Raw genomic sequence first — 23,131 nt, 5'->3', positions numbered from 1 at the left:
CAATCACCCCTTTAACCATTCATCAATCTGTTTCGGTGTGAGCACGCGATATTGTTCCGCGTCGACCCCTTCATCAAATTGGCACACATCGCGAAACTCACAATATTGGCATGCTGTTTTATCTTTTTGTTTATATGGTGCAATATGTGTAACACCTTCCATCATTTGTTCACCTACATCGACAATAAAGCGTCGCACATGTTGCCTTAGCATCGTAAATTGTTGCTCTGTTAACACTTTGGAATGTTGAGCAAACGTCCCGTTTTTATTTAAGCGCACAGGAATAACGAGAGAACTTGTTCCCGGTTCTATGTTTTCATCCATTAAGCGAACCGTTTTTTCGTCTGCCAATACATATCCGCCCATTTTAAACTGTTCGAAAAACTTTTTCTCCAATTCACGTTCGTCAAGCCATTCATTCACTTTCATCATTGGGTTATGAATCGGAAAGTATAGCACGCCCGCTGGAAACGCTGATGTGCCAACAAGTCGCTCGGCATATTCAAGCACAATATCTAAATATGCTAACATTTGTAGCGCTAAGCCGTAATATACTTCCGTTAAATCGAGCGTCTTTTGCTTTGATTTATAGTCGATGATGCGAAGAAGTACGCCTTGTTCGCTCGTTGCTTGGTCAACGCGGTCGATACGGCCGACAAACTGCAAAACGGTTCCGTCGGATAGCGTAAACGAAAGCGGTGGAAGCGGCTCGCCTTCACCAAATCCTAATTCGACGCCAATCGGTACAAATCCACTTCTTTTTGCATGTTCACTTAATACGGTCGTCGCTTTCGTCATAATCGTTTGCAGTTTTTTCTTCATATATCGATAACGGTGTGTACTTAATAGCACTTCTTGTTGAATATATGGTGCAATTTGTTCAACCGCCTCATATGACAGTTGCTCGCATTGCTGTTTGGATAGTTGACTCCATGGACGCTGCTCTTGACGCAGACGATCAGCGATCACTTTTAACGTCTGATGAAACAACTGACCCATATCAGGAGCCTTTAATTGAAACACGGTTCGTTCTTTTAACTTTAATCCATGCGCGGCAAAATGAGCGAACGGACAACGGTTAAACGTCTCCATACGTGAAATGCTCGCCTTCACTTTTTTTCCATATAACTCTTTCGCCAACTGCTTATTTAATCGTTTCGCACGATTTTCATAAAATAACGCACGCCCAACGACCGCGATTCGTTCTTTCCATTGTTCATGTTGCACGTATGCGTTGTATACGTCCCACCATATCGGTTCGATAGCATATTGTCGCTTCCATGCTTCCAATTGTTGCACGAGCGGACCGAGCGTTGCGACATCGTTTGTCACATACGACAGCTGTTGTTGCAGTGGAAGTACAAACGGATCCGCTCCCCATTGCATCTTTTTCACGTACGGGAACATGTCCATCAACCGCTTAATAAACATTGATGGCAATAACGTTTTTTCTTGTTCATCAGCTAGCGCATACGTGACATATAAACGTTCAGACGGGCTAACAAGCGCTAAATAAAGCAAAAAAGGTTCGTCAAGTAACCGTTCGCGACTAGCTGGAGCAACATGTAAAGAATAATGGTGCAACAATTCACGATCTGTTTCCGACAACATGCCATCATCATTTTTGCGCATCGGAATAACGCCTTCGTTTACCCCTACAAGAAATGTACAACGAATATTCGAAAGACGCGAACGATCGAAATGCGCAATTAACACTTGGTCCGTCGCTGGTGGGACGAGAGAAAACTGCAAACTTTCAAGTCCCGTTTCAATAATCGTAAAAAATGTTTCAAGCGAAAGTGATTCATCGCCTAATATTTCAACATATTCATCAAGCAAATGAATAAACGCTTGCCATACTTGCTCATGATGGCGGGCAGCGGACAAATCGCCTCTTTCTTCTGCTTCATCGCGCAAACGTTCTAATTTTTGCGGAATATGAAGCTGTTCTGCATATGCATATAGCGCTTCGCATCGCTCACGTCCTGTTTTTGCTTGCTTTAAGCGCTTTTGTAAAAGCGATAACGGCGAAATGACAAGCTTACGCCATTCGTTTAATTGCTGTTCATATCGTTTTTCCTCATCGGTTTGCGGGGCGTGTATGCCTTCTAGCCCTTTATATTTACGATACGTCCAATGCTCCGTCCACTTATCCCCTTGGATACCGGAAGCAAGCACATAGTTTTCAAGCTGATCCATCGCCATGCGCATCTCATGTACAGATTGATCAGGCGAGAAAAACAAATCTGTCTTTACAGCACGAAACACCGCTTCATAACGAAAATTTGTCCGCACCGCTTCCATACTTGCGCGCAAAAATTCGATAAACGGATGATCAAGCATCGATTCTTTTTCGTCAATAAAATAAGGGATACGATAATCAGCAAACACTGTCTTTAACACGTCGCGATAGTCTGAAACGTTGCGAATCAATAAGGCGATGTCACGATAGCGATATCCTTCATCGCGCACAAGTTGAACGATTTCGCGCGCAATCCCTTCCATTTCTGCTCGTCGCGTTGTCGCTTCTCCGATAACGATCGCTTCCGTTTGTTTTTCCAACTTGCAAACAGGTCGTGCATCGTAATAGGCTTCAAGATGACGAAGTTCTTCATGTTTGTGACGGACGTTATCATGAAGTTGCACGACGTTTTCAATCGCTACCCCATTTTGTAGTGCAATTTCACGCAGTTGCGCATACGTCTGCCACGTGTTGCGGAATACATGTAACTCGTTTGGTAGCTGTTCATACGGAGCGTCTAACGTGAGCGCAATCGTCACATGCGGACAATGAATCAATAATTGTTCAATGACCATATATTCTTGGGGCGTAAATTCATAAAAGCCGTCCATGTAAATACGGGCTCGCCTTATATAGGAAGAATGACGAATTTTTTCAGCGAGCAAGCGTAAATAATCTTCCGAATCGACATAATGATACGCCATATACTGTTCAAATTGCTCAAAAATCATTGCTGTATCTTTTAATTTATCGGCAAGTACTATTTCGTTTGCGGTTGCATGGCGACGCAGCTCTTCTTCCGTTTGTTTTAATGCTGCTGGCGTGACACAATATCGTTTATATTCCGTCAACATTTGTTCCAGTTGTTCAATAAAGCCGCGTTTATCCGCCGCTTTCCGAAAGAGCTTTAACTGTTCTTTTTGCTGTTCAACAATTTTCCTTAGCAACATATGTACGCCTGTTTGCGTTAAATGATGGCGGCTCATGCCGCCTGTCTCTTGCAAGACGCGCCAAGCAAGACGTGTGAAACTAAACACTTGAGCGCGAATCATTCCTTTTATGTTTTCTTTCATTAAAGCGTATTCCGATTGAAACGTCATTTGTTCAGGAACAAGATAAATAATCGGACTTCCATCCGGTTCATGTCCAAGTTGTTCGATGATTTCTTTTAAACACATCGTCGTTTTTCCGCTTCCTGAGCGCCCGATGATGAAGCGTACAGACATATTCGTTCATCCTTTCTTATTTTCCGTCATGCAATGCGAAACGTTGCTCGACTTTTTTCCCAATGTACCAAAGAAGAAAAATGGCGACTGCCACAAACACGGTACGCACCGGTTGGCGAATAAGCGCCACCACATCATAACCAATAAAACTAATCATAAACACCATCACCATTTTTCCAAGCAAAACGGCAAGCATATATTGTTGCATCGCAATGCCCGATAACCCAGCAACAACATTGACCGCTGCAGATGGTGTAAACGGAAAACAAAGGAGTAAAAAGAGCGGACCGAATCCACGTCGCTCCACCCAATGCATCATACGGCGAATCGTCGGGTGGCGATGTAAAAAAGAGAAAAAGCGTTGCCTCCCGATTTTTCGAACGATGAAAAAAACGAGAAGAGAACCTGCGCTCGTTCCAATCCATGAAATAAGAAATCCTTTCCAAAGACCAAATGCCGCAGCATTTGCCATAACAAAAACAAAAAGCGGCAAAAACGGTAAAAACGCCTCAGCCATCGGCAGCAATACACCAGGAATCACGCCAAATGAACGATATTCCGCTAACATATCAAGCATATGTTTGATCGTAAACCATTGTTTTAATTCCTCTAAACTCATACAGTAACTCCTTTGCCACGTGCTCATGCTTATATTGTACAAGTTTAGAGGAAAAGAGAAAACTACTACGACCATTCCTTTTCCCGTAAATATAATAAATACATCATTTTCCTTTCACGTGCTTCAATTCGTTCGTTCATTTTTGTTCGCAACTGAGCGGTACGATGTAGCTGATTCACGAATGAATGATGCGAAATACATAACTCTACGCTCATGCCATTTGAAAACGTAATGCGCGTTTTCCCACCTCGAACATGTTCATGATGACGAATATGCAAATGAGATAGCCATACACATTGAGGATTCATTGGGGAGATTGTTGGAAAAAAGAAAATTTCGTTCGTTGGTTCGACTGCAATCGGTGCTTTATGAGAAGTGCCAATAATATGTCTCGTTCCATCTTTCCTTCCTCTTAAACTTGCGCCATAATACAAACAACTTTGTTCAATAATGTCCATCGGACTTTTTTTCACGATGATTTCTCCATCTTCCTCCAACGCTTTCGTCCATATTTGTTTATCACGAGAAAACGGAAAAAGTCCCATCGTGTAGCGCGTCAAATGGAGATGCTCGACAATGAGCATAAAGCCCCCTCCCTCATATACACATTTCGAGAATATTATACCAAAAAATCCCCTCGTCCGTCACGAGGGGATTCGTTTTTATGCACCCGTAAATTGTTCTTCTTCTGTTGAACCTTTTAACGCCACAGTTGATGCTTGACCGCCTGTAATCACAAGCGATACTTCGTCAAAGTAACCTGTCCCAACTTCGCGTTGATGGCGCGTTGCTGTGTAGCCATATTTTTCTGCCTCAAACTCCGCTTGTTGCAATTCAGAGTAAGCGGCCATACCACGATCGCGATAGCCATGCGCTAACATAAACATGCTGTAGTTGAGGGCGTGGAAGCCTGCCAATGTAACGAACTGGAATTTGTAGCCCATTTTTCCGAGTTCCACTTGGAAGTTGGCGATCGTTTCGTCATCCAATTTTTTCTTCCAGTTAAATGAAGGCGAGCAGTTGTACGCAAGCAATTTGCCTGGGAACTTTTCATGAATCGCTTCCGCGAAACGACGCGCTTCTTCTAAGTTTGGCTCGCTCGTTTCGCACCAAATTAAATCTGCATAAGGTGCATACGCCAATCCGCGCGCAATCGCTTGGTCTAAGCCCGCACGCGTACGGAAAAAGCCTTCTGGCGTACGCTCACCTGTAATAAATTCTTGATCGCGTGGGTCGATGTCGCTTGTAATTAAATCCGCTGCGTTCGCATCTGTGCGCGCAATTAATACGGTCGGCACACCCATAACGTCTGCCGCAAGTCGCGCCGCAATTAAGTTACGAATCGCTGTTTGCGTTGGAAGCAACACTTTTCCACCTAAATGACCACACTTTTTCTCAGAAGACAATTGGTCTTCAAAGTGGACGCCTGCTGCTCCTGCTTCAATCATCGCTTTCATTAGTTCAAATACGTTTAATTGACCGCCAAATCCTGCTTCCGCATCAGCGACGATCGGCAAGAAATAGTCGATGTCTTCTTTTCCTTCAACATATTGAATTTGATCGGCGCGTTGTAGCGCTTGGTTAATGCGCTTTACAACGTGTGGCACGCTGTTTGCTGGATATAAACTTTGGTCTGGATACATATGACCAGCCAAGTTCGCATCCGCTGCCACTTGCCAACCGCTTAAATAAATCGCTTTTAAACCTGCTTTTGCTTGTTGTACCGCTTGGTTTCCTGTTAATGCTCCAAGCGCATGAACATAATCTTCTGTATTTAATAAATGCCAAAGTTTTTCCGCCCCGCGACGCGCTAGCGTATATTCAATATCGAGCGAACCGCGCAACTTAATAACATCTTCCGCGCTATACGGGCGCGTAATCCCTTTCCACCGTTCATCCAATTGCCAACTTTCTTCTAATTGTTTCACACGTTCTTCAAACATGCTCTCTCCCCCTTGTTTTTTATCGTAAACCCCTCTGTTTTCGTGCATATGACCCCCAAAAAAGTTGTGACGCTTTTTTCTCTATGTACGAGCTTTAATACGTCTCCCACCCTTCTTGTTATAATACACGATTTTCTTTCGACGTTTTTATTATATAACACAATTTTCAGAAAAGAAAGTATTTTTATGAATTTTTTCTAAAAAATTATCCCGCTTCTATTGTTTCTCTAAAAAGATGATTCGTTCTAAAATCGTTGGATGGCTGTAACGAAATAGTTTAACGATATATGGTGGGTGTACTTGACTTAAACTTGAACGCGTCAATTGTTGAAATGTCGAGATCGCCGCTTCTTTATTTTTCGTTAACTCAATCGCATACTTGTCCGCCGCATGTTCTTCGTAACGAGAAATGGCATTCATCGCAGGACTTGCCGCAAAACTTAATAGCGAAATCAACAGTAAAAACATCGGCAAAGATGCGAGGTCATTCCATTTTTCAATGCGACAAAGCGAGCCAAATCGTTTCATCATTCGTTTCATCCATCGATTCGTTAACAGCAATCCGATAAATGTGACAACAATGTATAACCCAATTCCCCAATAAATATGTTTCATGACGTAATGAGCCATTTCATGCGCCATAATAAATAAAATTTCATCTTCGCTTAACCGCTCAAGCGTCGTATCCCATAATACGATACGCGAGTTGCCGCCAATGCCCGTGACATACGCATTTAACGCATTTGTCTTTTCCGACATGTTTACTTCAAATACGTGTTCAGCCGGAATGTTCGCCTTTTCCGCTAGCGCTAAAATTTTTGCTTCTAGCTGTTTATTTTTCAACGGATAAAAATCGTTATAAAGCGGATCGATGAAAACAGGTTGAATAAACGTTAAAAAAAGTGTAAATGGAATCGAACAAAGCCACGCGTACACCCACCATCGTTTTTCGAATTTTTTCATGAGCGTATATAATACATAAACGATGACAACCATGATTACATAATTGACCCAAAAATCAATGAGCTCATCGCGCATCCAACTGGAGAACGTTTGGGTTGAAATGTTATACATTTTCGTGACGTAATAACTTGTGTAACTAAGCGGAAACGTAACAACTTGTACGAAAAGCGACAGCCAAAATACGTAAATTGCCGTTTGCATAAACCGACGTTTTGTCGTTGCCTCCGCCCATTGTTGAAAGCGCGCTGACAAACCAAACAACAACACAAAAATATAAATGACCCACTCATATGGAACAGATAAGAAAAATAAAAAGTTTTTTACTTCCGAAAACTGTTCAGCCAACATCAGTTCTTTTTTCGTTAAAAACGTTGCAGGATCTGCGCTTGTTCCTTTATATTGTGCTGGAATGGATGAGTCTGTCCATTGAAATAAGTAAAATGCGAAAAACAGCGCATATATCGCATACAAAAACAACGTCCAAAAAGCGATTTTTCTCATTACCCTTTCCCCCTTGTCCATGATTACTATTAGTTTAGTTTTTCATTTTCCATTTAGAACAACGAAAAAAATTCAAATAATTGTCACGTCCCATTCTCCTCATTGGCACGTTGATTATGTATGATGAAAGTGGGAGGGATATACGTTGAAAAAACTATATATCGGTTTTTTTAGCTTACTTGCACTTTGTATTGGCATAGGTATATTTTATTTTTCTTTTTACCGGCAAGAAAAAATGGAGTTTCCAAAAGACGTGACGATGGAAACCGCATGGGGAAAACCGTATGCATTCAACAACATGGAGCCGAAAGTGCGCCTATTGGAGTTTGTGTACACAAACTGCCCGGACATTTGTCCAAGTACGTCATTTCAAATGAAGCAGTTAAAAGAACGGCTTGAAAAAGATGGTTTATTTAAAACGAAAGTTGAATTTATTACAATTACGATCGATCCGAGACGCGACACACAACAAGTGATGCAAACGTATGCCAACATGTTCGGAGTAGAAAGTGATAATGAAGGATGGATTTTTTTACGAGGTAGTGAAGAGGATACAAAAAAAGTAGCGGACGCGTTTAACTTCCTATATCGCGATCCTGGAAACGGCATGCTTATTCATACAACACTCACATACTTTTTAGACGAAAACAACCGCGTTATCGACACATTCGGCATGGGCGAAAAAGGGTTTGACAAGGAAAATGTGTATAAACGCATAGTAAAAGAGGCGAAATAGCCTCTTTTTCATTGAAAAACCAACATCTTTCGACAATAATAGACATATATTCTATTTTTCTTTAAGGAGGGGCTTGGAATGGAAAAACATATACATATACCACATGCCCTGTTTACAAATGAACAGCTTTTGTTTAACGTCATGGACCAATTGTTTGATATCGTCTTTTTAATGAAAGTGGAAGAAGGGCCACGCTTTCGGTATGAACGTGTCAGTCCATCATCTCTCCATTTAGCGAGTTTAACAGAAAAAGATATCGGAAAATACATCGAAGATATATATGATCATCACGTTGCAAATCATTTAAATGAACAATATACAAAAGCATGGAAAACAAAATCGCTCGTTACCTTTCGCGATCGTATGAACGTAGAAGGAGTGCGTTTTGCGGAATCTACGTTAATTCCTGTTTTAAATGAAAACGGCGAAGTCACACATATTGTCGCATGTACGCGTGAAATTACCGACATATTGCAAAAAGAAGAGCAGCTAGAAGAAGCGCTTCAATTAATTGATTCTTTATTTACTCATTCACAAGAAGCATTTATTTTATTTGATTTATTCGGGCGAATCATTCGTATCAATAAAGAGGTAGAACATTTATTCGGATTGCAGAAAAAAGAACTTGTTGGAAAAACACTTTCCGAAGTCATCCCAGCGTATAAAGAAAATATCGAGCAAACATTAGCACGACTAAGCGAAGGAAAGCCGTTACATGCCATTCGTTTAACGCTGAAGACGAAAAACAACGACAACATATACGTTTCCGTCAATGCTTCTCCGCTGTTAGACAAAAACGGAAACATCATTGCAGGTTTTGCTAGTCTGTTGAATATTACAGATCTCATCCAAACACAAAAGCAATTAAAACAAAGCGAAAAGTTGCATCGTCACATTGTTGAAGCATTTCCTGATGCAATCATCATTTGTACAGACGATAAAATCACATACGCCAATTCCGTTGCCCTTCATATGTTTAAAACAGCGACGCTTGACGATTTAAAAAACAAACCAATTCAACAATGGATCAATACAGTCCAACAACCAACCATCACAGCAATAAATGGCGAAATGATCCCCGTACACATCGACGTACTCCCATTTCCATACGAACCGAAACGGACTGAATTGATGCTCATGAAACCAATCGAACCGATTGCCGCAAGTCAAAAAGATGAAACATATATAGAAAGAAACGAGTTTGTCGAAAAGTTAACCGATCTTCTTTTTGCACATGAAGGAGTCGCTATTCTTTTAATTGACGTATACCAATTTAAATTTATTAACAGCTTTCTCGGATATGAAAACGGCAACGAGCTATTAAAACAAATCGGTATCCGTCTTCATGAAACGATTGATACAAAAGTGATGTGGACAAGAATAAACGGTGACCAATTCATCATTGCCCTTTCGTATGAAAAACAAGACGAAGTGGGACAGCTTGCGCATACAATAAAAGAAACGCTTCAAGAACCTTACACCATCGGTAATCAATCGATTCGAATCGGGGTTCATATTGGCATTAGCTATGCATTCGACGCTCAATTGTGCGCAGAAACACTAATCAACAATGCTGAAAAAGCATTATATTTCGCAAAAATGGAAGGAACAAATATTATTAAGCCATACGAGCCGCATATGTCAAACGTTTTTACTCGAAAAATTCAACTTGAAAACGCCCTTTCATCAGCTGTAGAAAACGAAGAGCTTTTCTTACTTTATCAACCGAAAGTAAATTTCCATGCGTGCTCGTTTAGTGTAGAGGCGCTCGTTCGTTGGAAACATCCACAGTTTGGTTTTGTAAGCCCTGCAGAGTTTATTCCCATGGCAGAAGAAACGAATGCCATTTACGACATCGGAAAGTGGGTGTTACGCCAAGCATGTCGCGATCTTACCTTTTTACGTCAAAGTGTAGCTGGATGTATGAAAATCGCCATCAATTTATCCGCCAAACAATTTTCAGACGAACATCTCGTCGAAGATATTCAGCATATTTTACAAGAAGAGCGTTGTGACGCCTCATGCTTTATTTTCGAAATTACTGAAACAACGATTATTAAAAATCCTGAGCACGTCGTAAAAACGTTAGAACAGTTAAAGCAGCTTGGCTTTTCGATTGCGGTAGACGACTTTGGCGTCAGCTACTCGTCACTTGAATATTTAAATCGCTTCCCAATCGACGAAGTGAAAATTGACCGCTCGTTTATTCAAAACATCATAAACAATGAAAAAAGCAAAGAAATTGTCACCGCCATTATCTCTCTAGCGCATAATTTACAGTTAACTGTTACCGCTGAAGGAGTCGAGACAAAACAACAAGCACAATTTTTAATTGAAAAACAGTGCGAGCAACTGCAAGGTTTTTACTTTAGCCGACCCGTATCGCTCGAACAACTACCAAACACGATCGTATCATTACAACAAATGGTTAACACATTAAAATCCCCGATGTAACTCGGGGATTTTTTATACGAGCACCGCGCGATCGCTTGCAAATTGGCTGCCGCGAATGCGCTGAAACTCTTGAAGCAACGCTTCGACAGTGAGCTTTTTCTTTTCCTCTCCACTCGCTTCAAAAATAATTTGCCCACCGTCCATCATAATAAGCCGATTGCCTAATTGGACGGCTTGCTCCATATTGTGCGTCACCATTAATGTCGTTAAGCGATATTGTTCAACAATTTGTTTCGTTAAATTTGTAATGAGCTGGGCGCGCGCAGGGTCTAACGCTGCGGTATGTTCATCAAGAAGTAGCACATGCGGTTTCGTGAACGTCGCCATTAACAGCGACAACGCTTGCCGTTCTCCACCAGATAATAAGCCGACTTTGGCATGCAGACGATTTTCTAATCCAAGTTGAAGTGTAGCAAGCGTTTCTTTAAAAAATTCGCGCCGTTTTTTCGTTACCCCGAACTGTAACGTCCGTCTAACTGTTCGGTTATAAGCGATCGCTAAATTTTCTTCAATCGTCATATTTGGTGCCGTTCCCGCCATCGGATCTTGAAAGACGCGCCCAATATAACGCGCGCGATCATGTTCGCTCATCGTCGTCACGTCTTTCCCATCAATGACTACTTCTCCTGTATCTGGCGCAAGCCGCCCGGAAATGATGTTCATGAGCGTTGATTTTCCCGCCCCGTTACTGCCAATAATTGTTACAAAATCGCCCGGCTGAAGCGACAGCTCAATATGTTTTAGCGCCACTTTTTCATCGAGCGTTCCTTCGTTAAACACTTTCGTAATCTGCTTGAGTTGAAGCAACGGCTGCACCTCGCTTTCTCGCTTTCCGCTGTTTTTCCGCACGCGCTGCGACCATCTGCGGAACGACAAGCGCTAAAATGACGATCAAAGCAGTAATGAGCTTTACATCACCCGTTTCTAAAAATTGGACACGCAACGCGAGTGTAATGACAATGCGATATACGATCGCCCCTAAAATGACCGCAAGCGTCGCGCGCACAATCGTTTTTGCCCCAAACAGTGCTTCCCCGATAATGACGGACGCTAAACCGATCACGATCATTCCGATGCCCATGCCAATATCGCTAAAGCCGCTATATTGTGCAATTAACGCCCCTGAAAATGCGACAAGCGCATTTGACAAACCAAGCCCGATAATCGTTAGGCGATCCGTATTACCTGAAAAACTAGCAATCATTTTTTTATTGTCACCAACTGCCCGAAGCGCCAAACCGACTTCTGTTTTTAAAAATAAGTCGATCACTACTTTCACGATCGTAACTAACAGCACACCGAAGACGATAATCGCCCATGTTTTCGGAATAAAAGGAATAAACGTTGCCAAAGCTTGATCGAAACGTTGAAATGCTGTCGTAATGATCGTCATAACTGTTTCTTGTTGTAAAAGCGGAACGTTCGGTTTATCCATAATGCGCAAATTAATAGAATATAAAGCGATCATCATTAAAATACCTGACAATAACGGATTAATTTTCCCCTTCGTGTGCAAAAGCCCTGTCGCACATCCTGCTAAAAAGCCAGCGCCAAGCGCCGCAAGCGAGGCGATAAACGGATTGACGCCACCGACAATGAGGACGGAAGCGACAGCCGCTCCCGTCACAAAACTTCCGTCCACTGTCAAATCCGGAAAGTCTAAAATGCGAAACGATATATACACACCAAGCGCCATGAGCGCGTATAACAGTCCTGCTTCTACGGAACTAAACAATGCTGTAATCATACGATCCATCCTTTGCGTTATTCGATAAATTCCGCCATGCTATCCCATTCGCTGCGCCATGTGACACCCATCTCTTCCGCTGCTTTTTTGTTGATGACAAGCTTCAACTTTTGCGGATATTGTACCGGAAGTTCAGCCGGCTTTTTCTTTCCTTCTAAAATGTCCGCCGCCATCACACCTGCTTCATAGCCGATATCATAGTAGTCAAAACCGTATGCCGCAAAGCCGCCGCGCTTCACGGAATCCAACTCCCCAACAAAAAGCGGTAAATCTTGGTCGTTTGCCACTTGAATGACCGACTCAAGCGCAGACACGACGGTGTTGTCTGTAATGACGTAAAAACAATCCACTTTGCCAACTAACGATTCCGCCGCTTGCTTCACTTCCGCCGATGTCGACACCGACACAGGTACGATCGTTAAGTCGGTTCCTTCCATCGCTTTTTTCACCGCATCAATTTGAGCAACTGAGTTTTGCTCTCCCGCATTGTAAATCATACCGACGCGATTGCCATCAACGTATTGATCAATAAATTGCACCGTTTTCGGGATCGCATCTGGATGTGTATCCGTCGTCCCTGTCACATTCCCCCCCGGCTGTTCCATCGACTGCACAAGTTTCGCTCCAACCGGATCCGTCACAGACGTAAAGACGATTGGAATGTCTTTCGTTGCATTTAATGCGCCAAGCGCGCTCGGTGTCGAATTGGCGAAGATTAAATCGACACCATCTGCAACAAAGTTGTTGGCAATTGTTTGGTTATTGTTCATATCTCCTTGCGCAATTTGCACATCGTATTCCACTTTTAATCCTTTATCTTCAAGCGCCTTTTTAAATCCGTTAAACGCCGCATCGAGCGATGGATGTTCAACAATTTGCGTCACGCCGACTTTATACGTTTTTTCTTTTTCCCCACTCGCTTCTTTCGTTGTTTTCTCTCCGGAACATCCAGCAAGCACACTACCTGCAAGCAACAACGCTCCGCACGTTTTTAACCAATTCATTTGTATCCCCCTTACTTTTTTGCTGTTATGCTTTTATGCGTTAAATTATACAAATATATTTTCTAAATATCAAGCAAATTCTAAAAAAATAAATAAAAAACGGTGCTTACATCGCACCGCTTTGAGAGATGACTTGTTCTTTTAACGCGCGTCTTAAAATTTTTCCAGTCGTATTTTTTGGCAACTCTTCCAAAAATTCAATCGAACTTGGTACTTTATATTTCGCTAAATGCTCGCTACAATAAGCGATAAGCTGTTGTTCAGTTAGCTGTTTATTTTTGCTTACGACAAAACATTTGACCGCTTCTCCAAAATTCGGATCCGGTACACCAATCACTGCGGCCTCAACGACATCTGGGTGGCTGTAAAGCACTTCTTCCACTTCACGAGGATATACGTTATATCCTCCGACAATAATCATATCTTTTTTCCGATCAACAATATAAAAATACCCTTCTTCATCCATTTTCGCTAAGTCGCCTGTATATAGCCAGCCATCCCGAATCGTATGCGCTGTTTCTTCTGGCATTTTATAATATCCTTTCATCACATTCGGGCCCCGTACGATGAGTTCCCCTACTTCCCCAACAGGTACTTCTTCTCCTAATTCATTGACAATTTTATTTTCGACATTCATAATGCTCGTTCCGATCGAGCCTGGTTTGCGCGGACGATCGAGTGGATTAAAGCATGTCACCGGTGAGGCTTCTGACAAGCCGTACCCTTCAGAAACGATCACGTGAAATTTTTTTTCGAAATTTTTCAACAGCGCAACCGGCATCGATGCGCCGCCCGAAATACATAGACGAATGTGTGCGAAATCTTCTGCCTTGCCTTCTGGATATTGATATAAAAAGTTATACATCGTCGGCACACCTGCAAACACTGTCGCTTTTTGTTCACGTGATACTTTAAACACTTCTGCCGGACTAAATTTAGGAAGAATAAGCACCGTTCCACCGTTCATGAGTGGCGCATTGAGCGCAACCGTTAAACAAAATACATGAAACATCGGCAACGTCGCAATCACTCGGTCATCTTCATGAATTTTTAAATAATCCGCGACATCTTGGGCATTGCTGTATAAATTTTTATGTGTCAACATCGCTCCTTTCGGTTTTCCAGTCGTCCCTGATGTATATAAAATAACTGCCACATCATCATCGTCGAGTACTGGCCCATCGAACGGAACATCACCTATCGCAAGCACATTTGTAAACGATTTCATTTTTTCTGGCACAACAACGCCTTGTTCTTTTCCTTGTGGTGTTTCGCAAATGATGATGTGCTCGACATTTGGCAGAAGCCCATCAAGCTTCATCAGCGTCGGGATGACTAGATCAAGCGCAATGACAACTTTTACGTCGCCGTTCGTTAAAATGTAATGAATTTCATCAGGTGTGTAGATTGGATTAATTGGAATCACTGTCGCCCCTGTGCGCATCGCACCGTACAAACTGACGATAAAATACGGTGAATTACCTAACAATAGCGCCACATGATCCCCTTTGTTTACTCCGAGCTTTGCTAGCCCGCTCGCAAACTTCATGATCGCACCGTTCAATTCACCGTACGTTGCAGACGTTTGCTCAAACACATACGCCTCCTTTTCCGGCTTTTGCGATGCAATTTGCTGTAACCGTGAAACTAAATTCATCTTCCCCACCCCTTAGTGAATGAATGATCATTCATTTTAAAATTAAAAAAATTCTAAATGTATTATATTTTAAAATAAAAAAACAGGCAAGCAGGACACCAATTGTATTTTCAAAAATCACTACGACAAAAGCATCCGCTCGCCATCTTGCTTAATTCATCTCCGTTAAAACTGCTCGTTGTACGGGTGGGCAGTATGTTGCTGCAACATTTGTTTCATACAAATAATATTTTTTTCCATCTACCAATAACGTGTTCACATCGATCATTTCGCATTGCTTTCCTTCGTTTTTTAAATGTTGTACAACTGCATGCATAAAGCTGTTTTTATCAAAATACCTTTCATTTAATTCAATAACGATTTTACGTTTTGTATGAAAAAAATGACGAAACATTTCCATCCCTCCCTTTATCGTTGTTGTTTCGCGAAAAATAGCGCCATCAAACCGATCAAAAGAAACAACCATCCTCTAATCATTTCGAATGTGTCATAGTAAAAAAAAGATTTTATTATCACAATAAAACCATATATGAAAAATGGTACTCCAAGAAATAGAAAATACAAAAATCTTGTCTTATTCGTCATAGACCACCATCCTCTGTCTCATTCATATTTTACCATAAAATAAAAAAAAGGGGATCTCCCCTCAAAACGATAGTGAGCGCATTTGGCTATCTGTTGCCCGCAACAGTTCCCCCCATGTTCGATAACCGCGCATGCGAAATTGTTCTAATAGCTCAACGAATAAATACGCGGTCGTGAGCGCATCACCGATGGCGGAATGTCGGTCGTACATGCGCGTGCCGAACGCTTGGGCATAGCGCTCTAAATCACGCATATCATATGACGGTGCAATAAAACCAATTAAATCGAGCGTATCGATAAATGTCGGCTTGCGAAATTTTATTTTTTCACGGCGCAATTCGTGCTTCATCACAAACAAATCAAACGAAATGTAGTGACCAACAAAACATACACTTTGTTTTTGTTCAACAAACTGAAAAAATTGTTGCAACGCCTCAATAGCCGTCGGAGCGTCTTGTACTTTTTCGCTTGTAATATTCGTCAACTCGACGATAACGGATGGAATGTCGCGATTTGGGTTGACGTACGTATGAAACGTTTCGTCTTCAAGCACGGTCGTCCCTTTTACTTGCACCGCACCAATTTCAATTATTCGATCTACGGTTGCCACATTAAATCCCGTCGTCTCTGTATCAAAAACCGTAAAAACGATGTCATCAATCGGTGTTGATAACGGGATGTTATCGTTTAGTTTATAATCCATCGCCTTTCGTAAAAAAAACATCATCATCCCCCTCAAAAATGAGAAAATAATTGTGCCTGTAGTTGCTTTAACGTTTTTAAACTTAAAATCAGTTCATCTTTTTCACGCGTTGTCATCGTTGTAAACGACAAGACAGACGATGATTGTTTATTCGCTTTATAATGATTCCATTTGTGGCGAATGTAAATGGATAACACGTTTTCCGCCGCTTTTTGCACATCTTTCGCAAACGATGGCGATAACACTTGCTTCTCTTTTAGCTTTTCGATCCGTTCAAATGGTGTACCAGATACAATCCCATGAATTAACCCTAAAATTTGCACGCTATGGTGGTAAGGAAATAGCACTTCTTTTTTCATATCAATCGTTTTCCGTTCAAGTCCAAAAATCGAGCGAATCGGGCGATCAAGCGTTGGAATTTCATTTTGCCTTTCCATCTCAACAAGACGAAAAAAGAAGATTTTTGCCCGGTTTAACTGCCCCCGAATTTGTTGTTCAAACGTACGGTGCAAATCGATGTCCCCATATACAAATCGATATGAAAAAAAGTTTTGTGCTAACAACAAATTGTCGTTTGTCGCGTGAACCATCCATTCACGCAATCGGTCTCTCCACGTCTCTAGCGAACCGCGCCACGCTTCTTCACTCGCCATCATTTTCCCTTTGCATCGTTCATATCCCGCTCTCTCCATAAAATGAACGATCACCTCACCAAGTTTCGCAAAATACGAAACATGCTCGTCGCTTTCATACACAAGAAAATGGTCTTGATCGGTAAGTAAAAACTGCTCTCTCCGTCCACTTGATCCCATTTGGTAAAAGGCGAAGCGACACGGAGGATTTCCCACTTCGTTTAGCGCTAACGCCATGCAACGTAAGACGAGCCGATCGTATAGTTTCGTAATCATATTTAAACATTGGGCAATCGGTACTTGATCGCGCAACATCGTCGCCAACAACTCATAAATCGCCGTTTTTACTTTTGGCAACGTCTGTTCATCGGCATGATCAATTTGTTGAATCATCCGCATGATGCTTTCGTTTTTCTTCCTCATTAAGTCGGAAAACGTGACAATTCCTTGTACTTTTCCACCATCTACAACAGGCAAATGTTTTACCCCGCGTTCAATCATCATCGCAAGTGCATCATAATAATACGCAAATCGTGAAATCGTTGCGACGTCCTTCGTCATCACCCGTTCAACGACTGTATTATACGGAAGCGATTGTCCTAGCACACGCTCGACAAGATCCGTTTCTGTTAAAATTCCACATAACTTTTGTTCATCTGTCACGACGATCGAACTAATATGAGTGGCCGCCATTTTTTTCGCCGCTTCTTGCACAGTTGCGCTCGGCGGAAGGGTCACAACATCGCGAATCATTACATCCTGGACAGGAACAACAAACGATGTAGAATCACCAAATTTCCGCGCCTGCTTAATTTGTTCTGCAAGCGACACATACACATCTTTTAAACGGACACACGCCTGTGTAAGCAAATAATCATGCACGTTCGGATCATCCCACAACCGCGATAAGACAGAAAACGGAATAATTAACACTTCGCATCGTTCCGCTGCCCTGACGGCGACAAGCTCTTCTTTGCCTCCTTTGGATGCACCTAAAAAATCGGCTAAGCTTGAAAAACCGATCAGTCCCCCTTTTTGCACAACTTCAAGCACTTCATCATACCCTTCGTGCTCGACATACACTTCCGCCACCCCATCAAGCAACAACACAAGCCCTTTACGTTTCTCGTTTTTTCCTAAAATCGTATCGTCTTTTTCAAACGTTTTTCGTTCACATTGAACGATGAGTCGTTCAATTTCTTTTTGTGATAAACCACTAAATAATGGATGCACTCTATATCCCCTCCCTTATAAAAACGGCATCTGTATCACACAGATGCCGAACGTATTATCTCATCCACACTTGACCGTCTTTATACGTCATTTGCTCTGGATAACGAAGGTCATATACTTCTTCTTGTACAGATTGCGAAGGCTCTTTTGTCATTAACGAAACGACGATATTTGCTAACATGGCTGCAACCGCACCAAATACCCCTGCACCTGTATCAACAATACCCGCAATGGAAAAACCACCATACTTCGCCGCTAAAATGTAGCCTAGCGAGACGACAAGTCCAACAAGCATACCTGCAATGGCTCCTGCAGCGTTCGAACGTTTCCACCATACACCAAGTACAAGTGCTGGGAAGAATGTGCTTGCTGCAATAGCAAACGCCCATGCAACAATTTGTGTAATGACGCCTGGTGGGTTTAATGCTACTAAACCAGCTAATACCGTAGCAGCAACAATTGAAATGCGCGCAACGAGCAAACGATTTTGCTCTGATGCATTTGGACGTAAAATGCGATAGTAAATGTCATGAGCAAACGATGACGAAATAGCAATCATTAAGCCACCTGCTGTCGATAACGCTGCCGCCATCGCCCCAGCTGCTACTAAACCGATGACAAATACACCAAGGTTGGCGATTTCTGGCGTCGCCATAACGACGATATCATTGCTAATGACCATCTCTTGCCATTGTAAAATACCGTCGCCATTCGCATCAGCAATTTGCAATTTTCCTGTATTAATCCATTTTTCTGTCCAAGCTGGCAATTCGCTAATTTTTTGACCGACAACATTTTTAATTAAAATAAAGCGTGAAAACGCCGCATATGCAGGTGCTGATAAATAAAGTAAACCGATAAATAAAAGCGCCCATGCACCTGACCAACGTGCCGCTTTCATCGTTGATACCGTATAAAAGCGAACGATGACGTGCGGAAGACCAGCTGTGCCAGCCATTAATGTAAACATAAGTGCAAGGAACTGCCACTTACTACCTTTCAAAAATGGTTCTGCATACTGTGAAATACCTAATTGCTGATCTAACTCTTGAAACTGACCAACAATTTTTCCATAAGAAAGCCACGGAATTGGATTTCCTGTCAATTGAAGCGACATGAAAACGACCGGGATTAAGTAAGCGATAATTAAGATGATGTACTGCGCGACTTGCGTCCATGTGATTCCTTTCATTCCACCAAACGCTGCATAAAACGCAATTAACACAACACCAATCATCGTACCGACTTTTGCGTCTACTTCAAGCAAACGTCCAATAACAACTCCTGAACCAGAAAGCTGACCGATCGAATAAACGAACGAAATGATGATCGTACAAATCGCTGCAATTAAGCGAGCAGAATGGCTTTCAAAACGGTCTCCAATAAACTCTGGTACTGTATAACGACCGTATTTCCGCAGTTGTGGAGCAAGTAAAAACGTCAACAATAAGTATCCACCTGTCCACCCCATAATGTATGCAAGACCGTCATACCCTAACAACATAATTGTACCGGCCATACCGATAAATGACGCTGCGCTCATCCAATCTGCTGCGATCGCCATTCCGTTTGAAAACGGCGAAATACCACGACCTGCGACATAGAAATCAGACGTTTCTTTCGCTTTGTTATAAATGGCAATCCCAATATATAATGCAAATGACGCAATAATAATCGATAAAGACACGAGAAATTGTGTATCCATGATGCTCCCCCTTCCCCTTTGTTCTCTTAATGATCGAGCGCTTTTCCAGCGCTTAATTGTTCATTTTTCTCTTCGCTAATGCCGTATTTTTTATCAATGCTGTCGCTTACTTTTGCGTTAATAAACAACAAAATAATGAACGTGACTACTGCACCTTGTGCACCCATAAAATAATGGAACGGAAAGCCGTTGAATGTCATGGCTTTAAACGACTCCGCAAACATGACAACACCGAATGAAACAATAAACCAAATAATCAAGAAAATAACAATTAATCGCACACGTTCACGGAAGTATGAATCAGCTACTTTTTTATCAATTTGTTTCAAACAAACACACCCCCAAGTTAAAAATAAATTTGACCGTTTCAAAAAATGGAGCTGGGAACGTTATGACTTCAAATAAAAAGTAAGCGAAGACTGACAAGAATGGAATGAGTAAAAAGAAAGGTTTTTGCTTACGAAAAGCAACGTACAAGCTCACGATCGTAATCCCTAAGATGAGGTAAAACACAATCAAACAAATACCCCCTTTAATTTGTAAGCGTTATCATTTTATTTTAACACCCACCTCCTAACACGTGTTACTAAATTTTAAGAAAATTCTAACACAACCATATTATCTCTACTTTTCAATCTATCGTCAAGCATCTGTTTAAAAAATTTTCAAAATTTTTATTCTGTATTATAACAAATACAGCAAAAAGAATCTAACTGAAAAAGGCTAATCCCAAACTGTAAACATGTTTTGAGATTAGCCCCATCATCTCCATTTACTCTATAAAAGGAAATTTAATATCAAAAAAGTATAAAATAACAAGTATAGTAGTCAAAACAAGCGTTTGAATGCTGTCACGTTTAAGTAAAACGCGATGTGAAGGTTTACATTCTTGTTTTGATGTCCACCGATGCGTAACATAGGAAGAAAACAAAAACCAACAAAAAATAACTACATAACTAACTATTCCGTATTGCCACCACGTCATTTGAATCACCTAAATCCCAATTGTTTATTGGAATAAATTAAGTTAGAAACTCTATATGTTACTTCTCCTAAAAAACTATTATTAATTAAGAGCCTAGTTCGCCAATCCCCTGTCCTCATCGTCGAAGAATCGACGGTCAGCTTAGGGTTCAGTTTAATCTCTCCATTGTATTTTGAGGAATCAATCCACTTATCAGTTACGTAATATGTTTCTTGTGGATCGATCCATTCGAGTGTTACAATAAGCGGATGATTCATCTTGACTTTACAAACCCTTAGTACCAAGCTTAAACATATAAAAGAATCTGTTAAATAAAAGACTGCAGACCTAGCTTCTTCATCCCAAAAACGATATGTTGAAAAATCAATGATATCCATATGCTCCTGTATATCTGTATCGTTTCTACGGGAGACATATTTGTGAAATACAGAATATATCATTCCCTTTTCTTCGTACACATTCGGATTCAAAGGATCCAAGAAGTAGTTATTCCCCTTTAAACTGAAAAAATACTTGTCACCTTCTTCAAAATGACATTTTGTCTCCCATAAGCGCATTTCACAATTATATTCAAAAGGAAATTGAACAATTCCACCGTTAACAGCTTTATTTAAATTCAGTCCTTTTGCACACTCAGATAAATTTAAATACATGTGACTTAAAATTACCACCATCCCCTTTCCTGTCCAAGTCTAAACCCAAAATTAACTCCCACTCCAATCGCCGCCCCAACAACAGTACCTTTTGTAGTTGCAGTAACTACTGCTTTCCCGACACTTTGCACCGATTTATTTAGTGAAACACCAGTAATTTTACTGATATGAGCCATCTTTTTATTGTTATTAATAGTGTCTATGGCCGCATTGGCACCGTCCCGTGCTCCTCCTAAAGCCGCCGCTCCAATCGTGACAGGCCAAATTTGATCTTTAACTGTCTGTTTCGCAGCAGATTTTATATCTGACCACCAACTCGACATCCAAATCCCTCCCTGAAAACTTACTAATGTTGAATGATTAATAATATTTCACTTTTATTGTGTAATAATCTTGAATTAATGTTAAAAAAAAAAAAAAAAAAAAACGTCAATATTTTTTACAATAAAATTTATATAAATTAAAAAAATTCTATAAAAAATCTCCTTAAAACATTAATAAGGGCAGCGATTCGCTACCCTTCCCACGTCCATCTTGTCTTTGCTAATTGCACATCGCCGTGGAAAATCGTTTTTGCTTCGCTGACAAGCTGTTCGATGTTTCCGAAATGAGGCAAGTGCGTCAGTAGCAGCGTTTCAACGCCTGCATCGCGAGCGATTGTTGCCGCTTCCTCGCTCGTCATATGTCCTGCTTGTTTGGCGTTTTGTCCTGCGTAAAAGTTGCATTCACAAATGAGCAAATGGGCATGTTTCGCAAAAGGAACAAACTGCGGTAAATAGCTCGAATCCGCTGTATACACAACCGTTTTTCCTCCTGCTTCTATGCGCATCGCATAACAAATAGCTGGATGTTCAGTTTGCATAAACGAAATCGTAAACGGACCGATGTGAATCGTCTTATTCGGATCATATGCCACCGCTTTTGTCACTCCTTTATGCGCAAGGCGTGCGAATCCATCGCGATCGAGCGAATGACCGTAAATAGAAAGTTCCGGCAAATCGATACCTAAATTTTTCTTGATAAGCCACGCGTATTGAAGCGGGCCAATGTCTGCCACGTGATCGTGATGATAATGCGATACGATCACCGCATCAATTTGTTCAATATCCATGACGTTTTGCAGCTGCGCTAACGCTCCGCTTCCGCAATCGACTAACAAATGAAACCCATCATGTTCAAATAAATAACATGACGTTGCTTCATTTTTTTTCGGAAATGCACCCCAATAACCGATGACTGTCACCTTCATATGTATTCACCTTCCTGACAAAAATGTGTACAACTACACAATACCAAATTTCCGAACGAATTTCACACACATAAATGTTATAAAACAACTATTGACAAATGTATATCTGTTATAATACAATAGGATTAACAAAAACGAAGGGGCTGGGGAGTTATGTTAGAAAAAATGTCTGAATTTTATAAAAACTTACCACCAAAAACATGTTGCGAGTGTGGTAAAGAAATGGAAGAGCAACATGAATGCTATGGAAACATTTGCGTTCAATGTTTAAACGTCACTTGTTAAAGTAAAAAG

Annotated in this window: 20 protein-coding genes; 3 read left to right on the top strand and 17 right to left on the bottom strand. The window is 41.3% G+C overall.

Annotation, left to right across the window (positions count from 1 at the left end; translation table 11 throughout):
- Window positions 1–3: 3 nt before the first annotated feature.
- The 5 genes from addB to ASC42_RS02885 form a co-directional block, all read right to left on the bottom strand.
- A complete protein-coding gene (addB, locus tag ASC42_RS02905; protein ID WP_055440475.1) occupies window positions 4–3,468 on the bottom strand; it encodes a helicase-exonuclease AddAB subunit AddB in 3,465 nt (1,154 codons plus the stop codon).
- A 16-nt stretch (window positions 3,469–3,484) separates the two neighbouring features.
- Entirely contained in the window at window positions 3,485–4,087 is a 603-nt protein-coding gene (locus ASC42_RS02900; protein WP_055440474.1) for a TVP38/TMEM64 family protein, read from the bottom strand.
- A gap of 65 nt (window positions 4,088–4,152) precedes the next feature.
- A complete protein-coding gene (locus ASC42_RS02895) occupies window positions 4,153–4,671 on the bottom strand; it encodes a competence protein ComK (protein WP_055440473.1) in 519 nt (172 codons plus the stop codon).
- Between the two features lie 78 nt (window positions 4,672–4,749).
- Window positions 4,750–6,030, bottom strand: coding sequence for an isocitrate lyase (gene aceA, locus ASC42_RS02890; RefSeq protein ID WP_055440472.1), 1,281 nt, complete (start codon window positions 6,028–6,030; stop codon window positions 4,750–4,752).
- Between the two features lie 216 nt (window positions 6,031–6,246).
- Window positions 6,247–7,494, bottom strand: a complete 1,248-nt coding sequence (locus tag ASC42_RS02885) for a M48 family metallopeptidase (RefSeq protein WP_055440471.1) — start codon at window positions 7,492–7,494, stop codon at window positions 6,247–6,249.
- A 145-nt stretch (window positions 7,495–7,639) separates the two neighbouring features.
- Here ASC42_RS02885 and ASC42_RS02880 point away from each other — a divergent pair, with 145 nt between their 5' ends.
- Entirely contained in the window at window positions 7,640–8,230 is a 591-nt protein-coding gene (locus ASC42_RS02880) for an SCO family protein (protein WP_055440470.1), read from the top strand.
- 78 nt (window positions 8,231–8,308) lie between these two features.
- Window positions 8,309–10,684: an EAL domain-containing protein gene (locus ASC42_RS02875; RefSeq protein WP_055440469.1), complete on the top strand. Its 2,376-nt coding sequence runs from the start codon at window positions 8,309–8,311 to the stop codon at window positions 10,682–10,684.
- A gap of 12 nt (window positions 10,685–10,696) precedes the next feature.
- Here the strand turns inward: ASC42_RS02875 and ASC42_RS02870 are convergent, their stop codons facing one another.
- From ASC42_RS02870 to ASC42_RS02810, 12 genes are all read right to left on the bottom strand, one after another.
- Window positions 10,697–11,491: an ABC transporter ATP-binding protein gene (locus ASC42_RS02870; RefSeq protein WP_055440468.1), complete on the bottom strand. Its 795-nt coding sequence runs from the start codon at window positions 11,489–11,491 to the stop codon at window positions 10,697–10,699.
- Window positions 11,457–12,431, bottom strand: coding sequence for an ABC transporter permease (locus ASC42_RS02865; RefSeq protein ID WP_055440467.1), 975 nt, complete (start codon window positions 12,429–12,431; stop codon window positions 11,457–11,459). Before ASC42_RS02865 ends, ASC42_RS02870 begins: the two co-directional genes overlap by 35 nt.
- A 17-nt stretch (window positions 12,432–12,448) precedes the next feature.
- On the bottom strand, window positions 12,449–13,435 hold the full coding sequence (locus tag ASC42_RS02860; protein ID WP_055440466.1) for an ABC transporter substrate-binding protein: 987 nt from the start codon (window positions 13,433–13,435) through the stop codon (window positions 12,449–12,451).
- A 106-nt stretch (window positions 13,436–13,541) separates the two neighbouring features.
- Entirely contained in the window at window positions 13,542–15,092 is a 1,551-nt protein-coding gene (locus ASC42_RS02855; protein WP_055440465.1) for a fatty acid--CoA ligase family protein, read from the bottom strand.
- Between the two features lie 151 nt (window positions 15,093–15,243).
- Complete coding sequence (locus ASC42_RS02850; RefSeq protein WP_072242650.1) at window positions 15,244–15,486, bottom strand: hypothetical protein; 243 nt, start codon at window positions 15,484–15,486, stop codon at window positions 15,244–15,246.
- A 252-nt stretch (window positions 15,487–15,738) separates the two neighbouring features.
- A complete protein-coding gene (locus tag ASC42_RS02845; RefSeq protein ID WP_055440464.1) occupies window positions 15,739–16,401 on the bottom strand; it encodes a 3'-5' exonuclease in 663 nt (220 codons plus the stop codon).
- A gap of 11 nt (window positions 16,402–16,412) precedes the next feature.
- Window positions 16,413–18,245, bottom strand: coding sequence for a DUF294 nucleotidyltransferase-like domain-containing protein (locus tag ASC42_RS02840; RefSeq protein ID WP_055440463.1), 1,833 nt, complete (start codon window positions 18,243–18,245; stop codon window positions 16,413–16,415).
- 55 nt (window positions 18,246–18,300) lie between these two features.
- Window positions 18,301–19,950: a sodium:solute symporter family protein gene (locus tag ASC42_RS02835; RefSeq protein ID WP_055440462.1), complete on the bottom strand. Its 1,650-nt coding sequence runs from the start codon at window positions 19,948–19,950 to the stop codon at window positions 18,301–18,303.
- 26 nt (window positions 19,951–19,976) lie between these two features.
- Window positions 19,977–20,279: a DUF4212 domain-containing protein gene (locus ASC42_RS02830; RefSeq protein ID WP_032100864.1), complete on the bottom strand. Its 303-nt coding sequence runs from the start codon at window positions 20,277–20,279 to the stop codon at window positions 19,977–19,979.
- A 661-nt stretch (window positions 20,280–20,940) separates the two neighbouring features.
- Window positions 20,941–21,606, bottom strand: coding sequence for a hypothetical protein (locus ASC42_RS02820; protein ID WP_141653486.1), 666 nt, complete (start codon window positions 21,604–21,606; stop codon window positions 20,941–20,943).
- Window positions 21,600–21,911 carry a hypothetical protein gene (locus tag ASC42_RS02815; RefSeq protein WP_055440460.1) on the bottom strand — a complete coding sequence of 104 codons (312 nt, stop codon included), beginning with the start codon at window positions 21,909–21,911 and terminating at the stop codon, window positions 21,600–21,602. The genes ASC42_RS02820 and ASC42_RS02815 overlap by 7 nt, the downstream gene beginning before the upstream one ends.
- Window positions 21,912–22,102: 191 nt before the next feature.
- Window positions 22,103–22,837, bottom strand: coding sequence for an MBL fold metallo-hydrolase (locus ASC42_RS02810; protein ID WP_055440459.1), 735 nt, complete (start codon window positions 22,835–22,837; stop codon window positions 22,103–22,105).
- Window positions 22,838–22,990: 153 nt separating this feature from the next.
- Between ASC42_RS02810 and yhfH the strand changes: the two genes are divergently transcribed.
- The gene (gene yhfH, locus ASC42_RS13610; RefSeq protein ID WP_072242648.1) at window positions 22,991–23,122 is read left to right on the top strand and encodes a protein YhfH; all 132 of its coding nucleotides are present in this window, start codon (window positions 22,991–22,993) and stop codon (window positions 23,120–23,122) included.
- Window positions 23,123–23,131: the final 9 nt, after the last annotated feature.

It is taken from the genome of Anoxybacillus suryakundensis (assembly GCF_001418025.1).
Lineage (GTDB): Bacteria > Bacillota > Bacilli > Bacillales > Anoxybacillaceae > Anoxybacillus > Anoxybacillus tengchongensis.
The sequence above is the reverse complement of the archived record's forward strand: the minus strand, read 5'-3'. Positions and strand labels throughout refer to the sequence as shown.

Coding starts and splice junctions, on each gene's coding strand:
- addB (WP_055440475.1), bottom strand. CDS start 3,468: ATGTCTGTACGCTTCATCATCGGGCGCTCAGGAAGCGGAAAAACGACG.
- ASC42_RS02900 (WP_055440474.1), bottom strand. CDS start 4,087: ATGAGTTTAGAGGAATTAAAACAATGGTTTACGATCAAACATATGCTT.
- ASC42_RS02895 (WP_055440473.1), bottom strand. CDS start 4,671: ATGCTCATTGTCGAGCATCTCCATTTGACGCGCTACACGATGGGACTT.
- aceA (WP_055440472.1), bottom strand. CDS start 6,030: ATGTTTGAAGAACGTGTGAAACAATTAGAAGAAAGTTGGCAATTGGAT.
- ASC42_RS02885 (WP_055440471.1), bottom strand. CDS start 7,494: ATGAGAAAAATCGCTTTTTGGACGTTGTTTTTGTATGCGATATATGCG.
- ASC42_RS02875 (WP_055440469.1), top strand. CDS start 8,309: ATGGAAAAACATATACATATACCACATGCCCTGTTTACAAATGAACAG.
- ASC42_RS02865 (WP_055440467.1), bottom strand. CDS start 12,431: ATGATTACAGCATTGTTTAGTTCCGTAGAAGCAGGACTGTTATACGCG.
- ASC42_RS02860 (WP_055440466.1), bottom strand. CDS start 13,435: ATGAATTGGTTAAAAACGTGCGGAGCGTTGTTGCTTGCAGGTAGTGTG.
- ASC42_RS02855 (WP_055440465.1), bottom strand. CDS start 15,092: ATGAATTTAGTTTCACGGTTACAGCAAATTGCATCGCAAAAGCCGGAA.
- ASC42_RS02850 (WP_072242650.1), bottom strand. CDS start 15,486: ATGTTTCGTCATTTTTTTCATACAAAACGTAAAATCGTTATTGAATTA.
- ASC42_RS02845 (WP_055440464.1), bottom strand. CDS start 16,401: ATGTTTTTTTTACGAAAGGCGATGGATTATAAACTAAACGATAACATC.
- ASC42_RS02835 (WP_055440462.1), bottom strand. CDS start 19,950: ATGGATACACAATTTCTCGTGTCTTTATCGATTATTATTGCGTCATTT.
- ASC42_RS02815 (WP_055440460.1), bottom strand. CDS start 21,911: ATGTCGAGTTGGTGGTCAGATATAAAATCTGCTGCGAAACAGACAGTT.
- ASC42_RS02810 (WP_055440459.1), bottom strand. CDS start 22,837: ATGAAGGTGACAGTCATCGGTTATTGGGGTGCATTTCCGAAAAAAAAT.
- yhfH (WP_072242648.1), top strand. CDS start 22,991: ATGTTAGAAAAAATGTCTGAATTTTATAAAAACTTACCACCAAAAACA.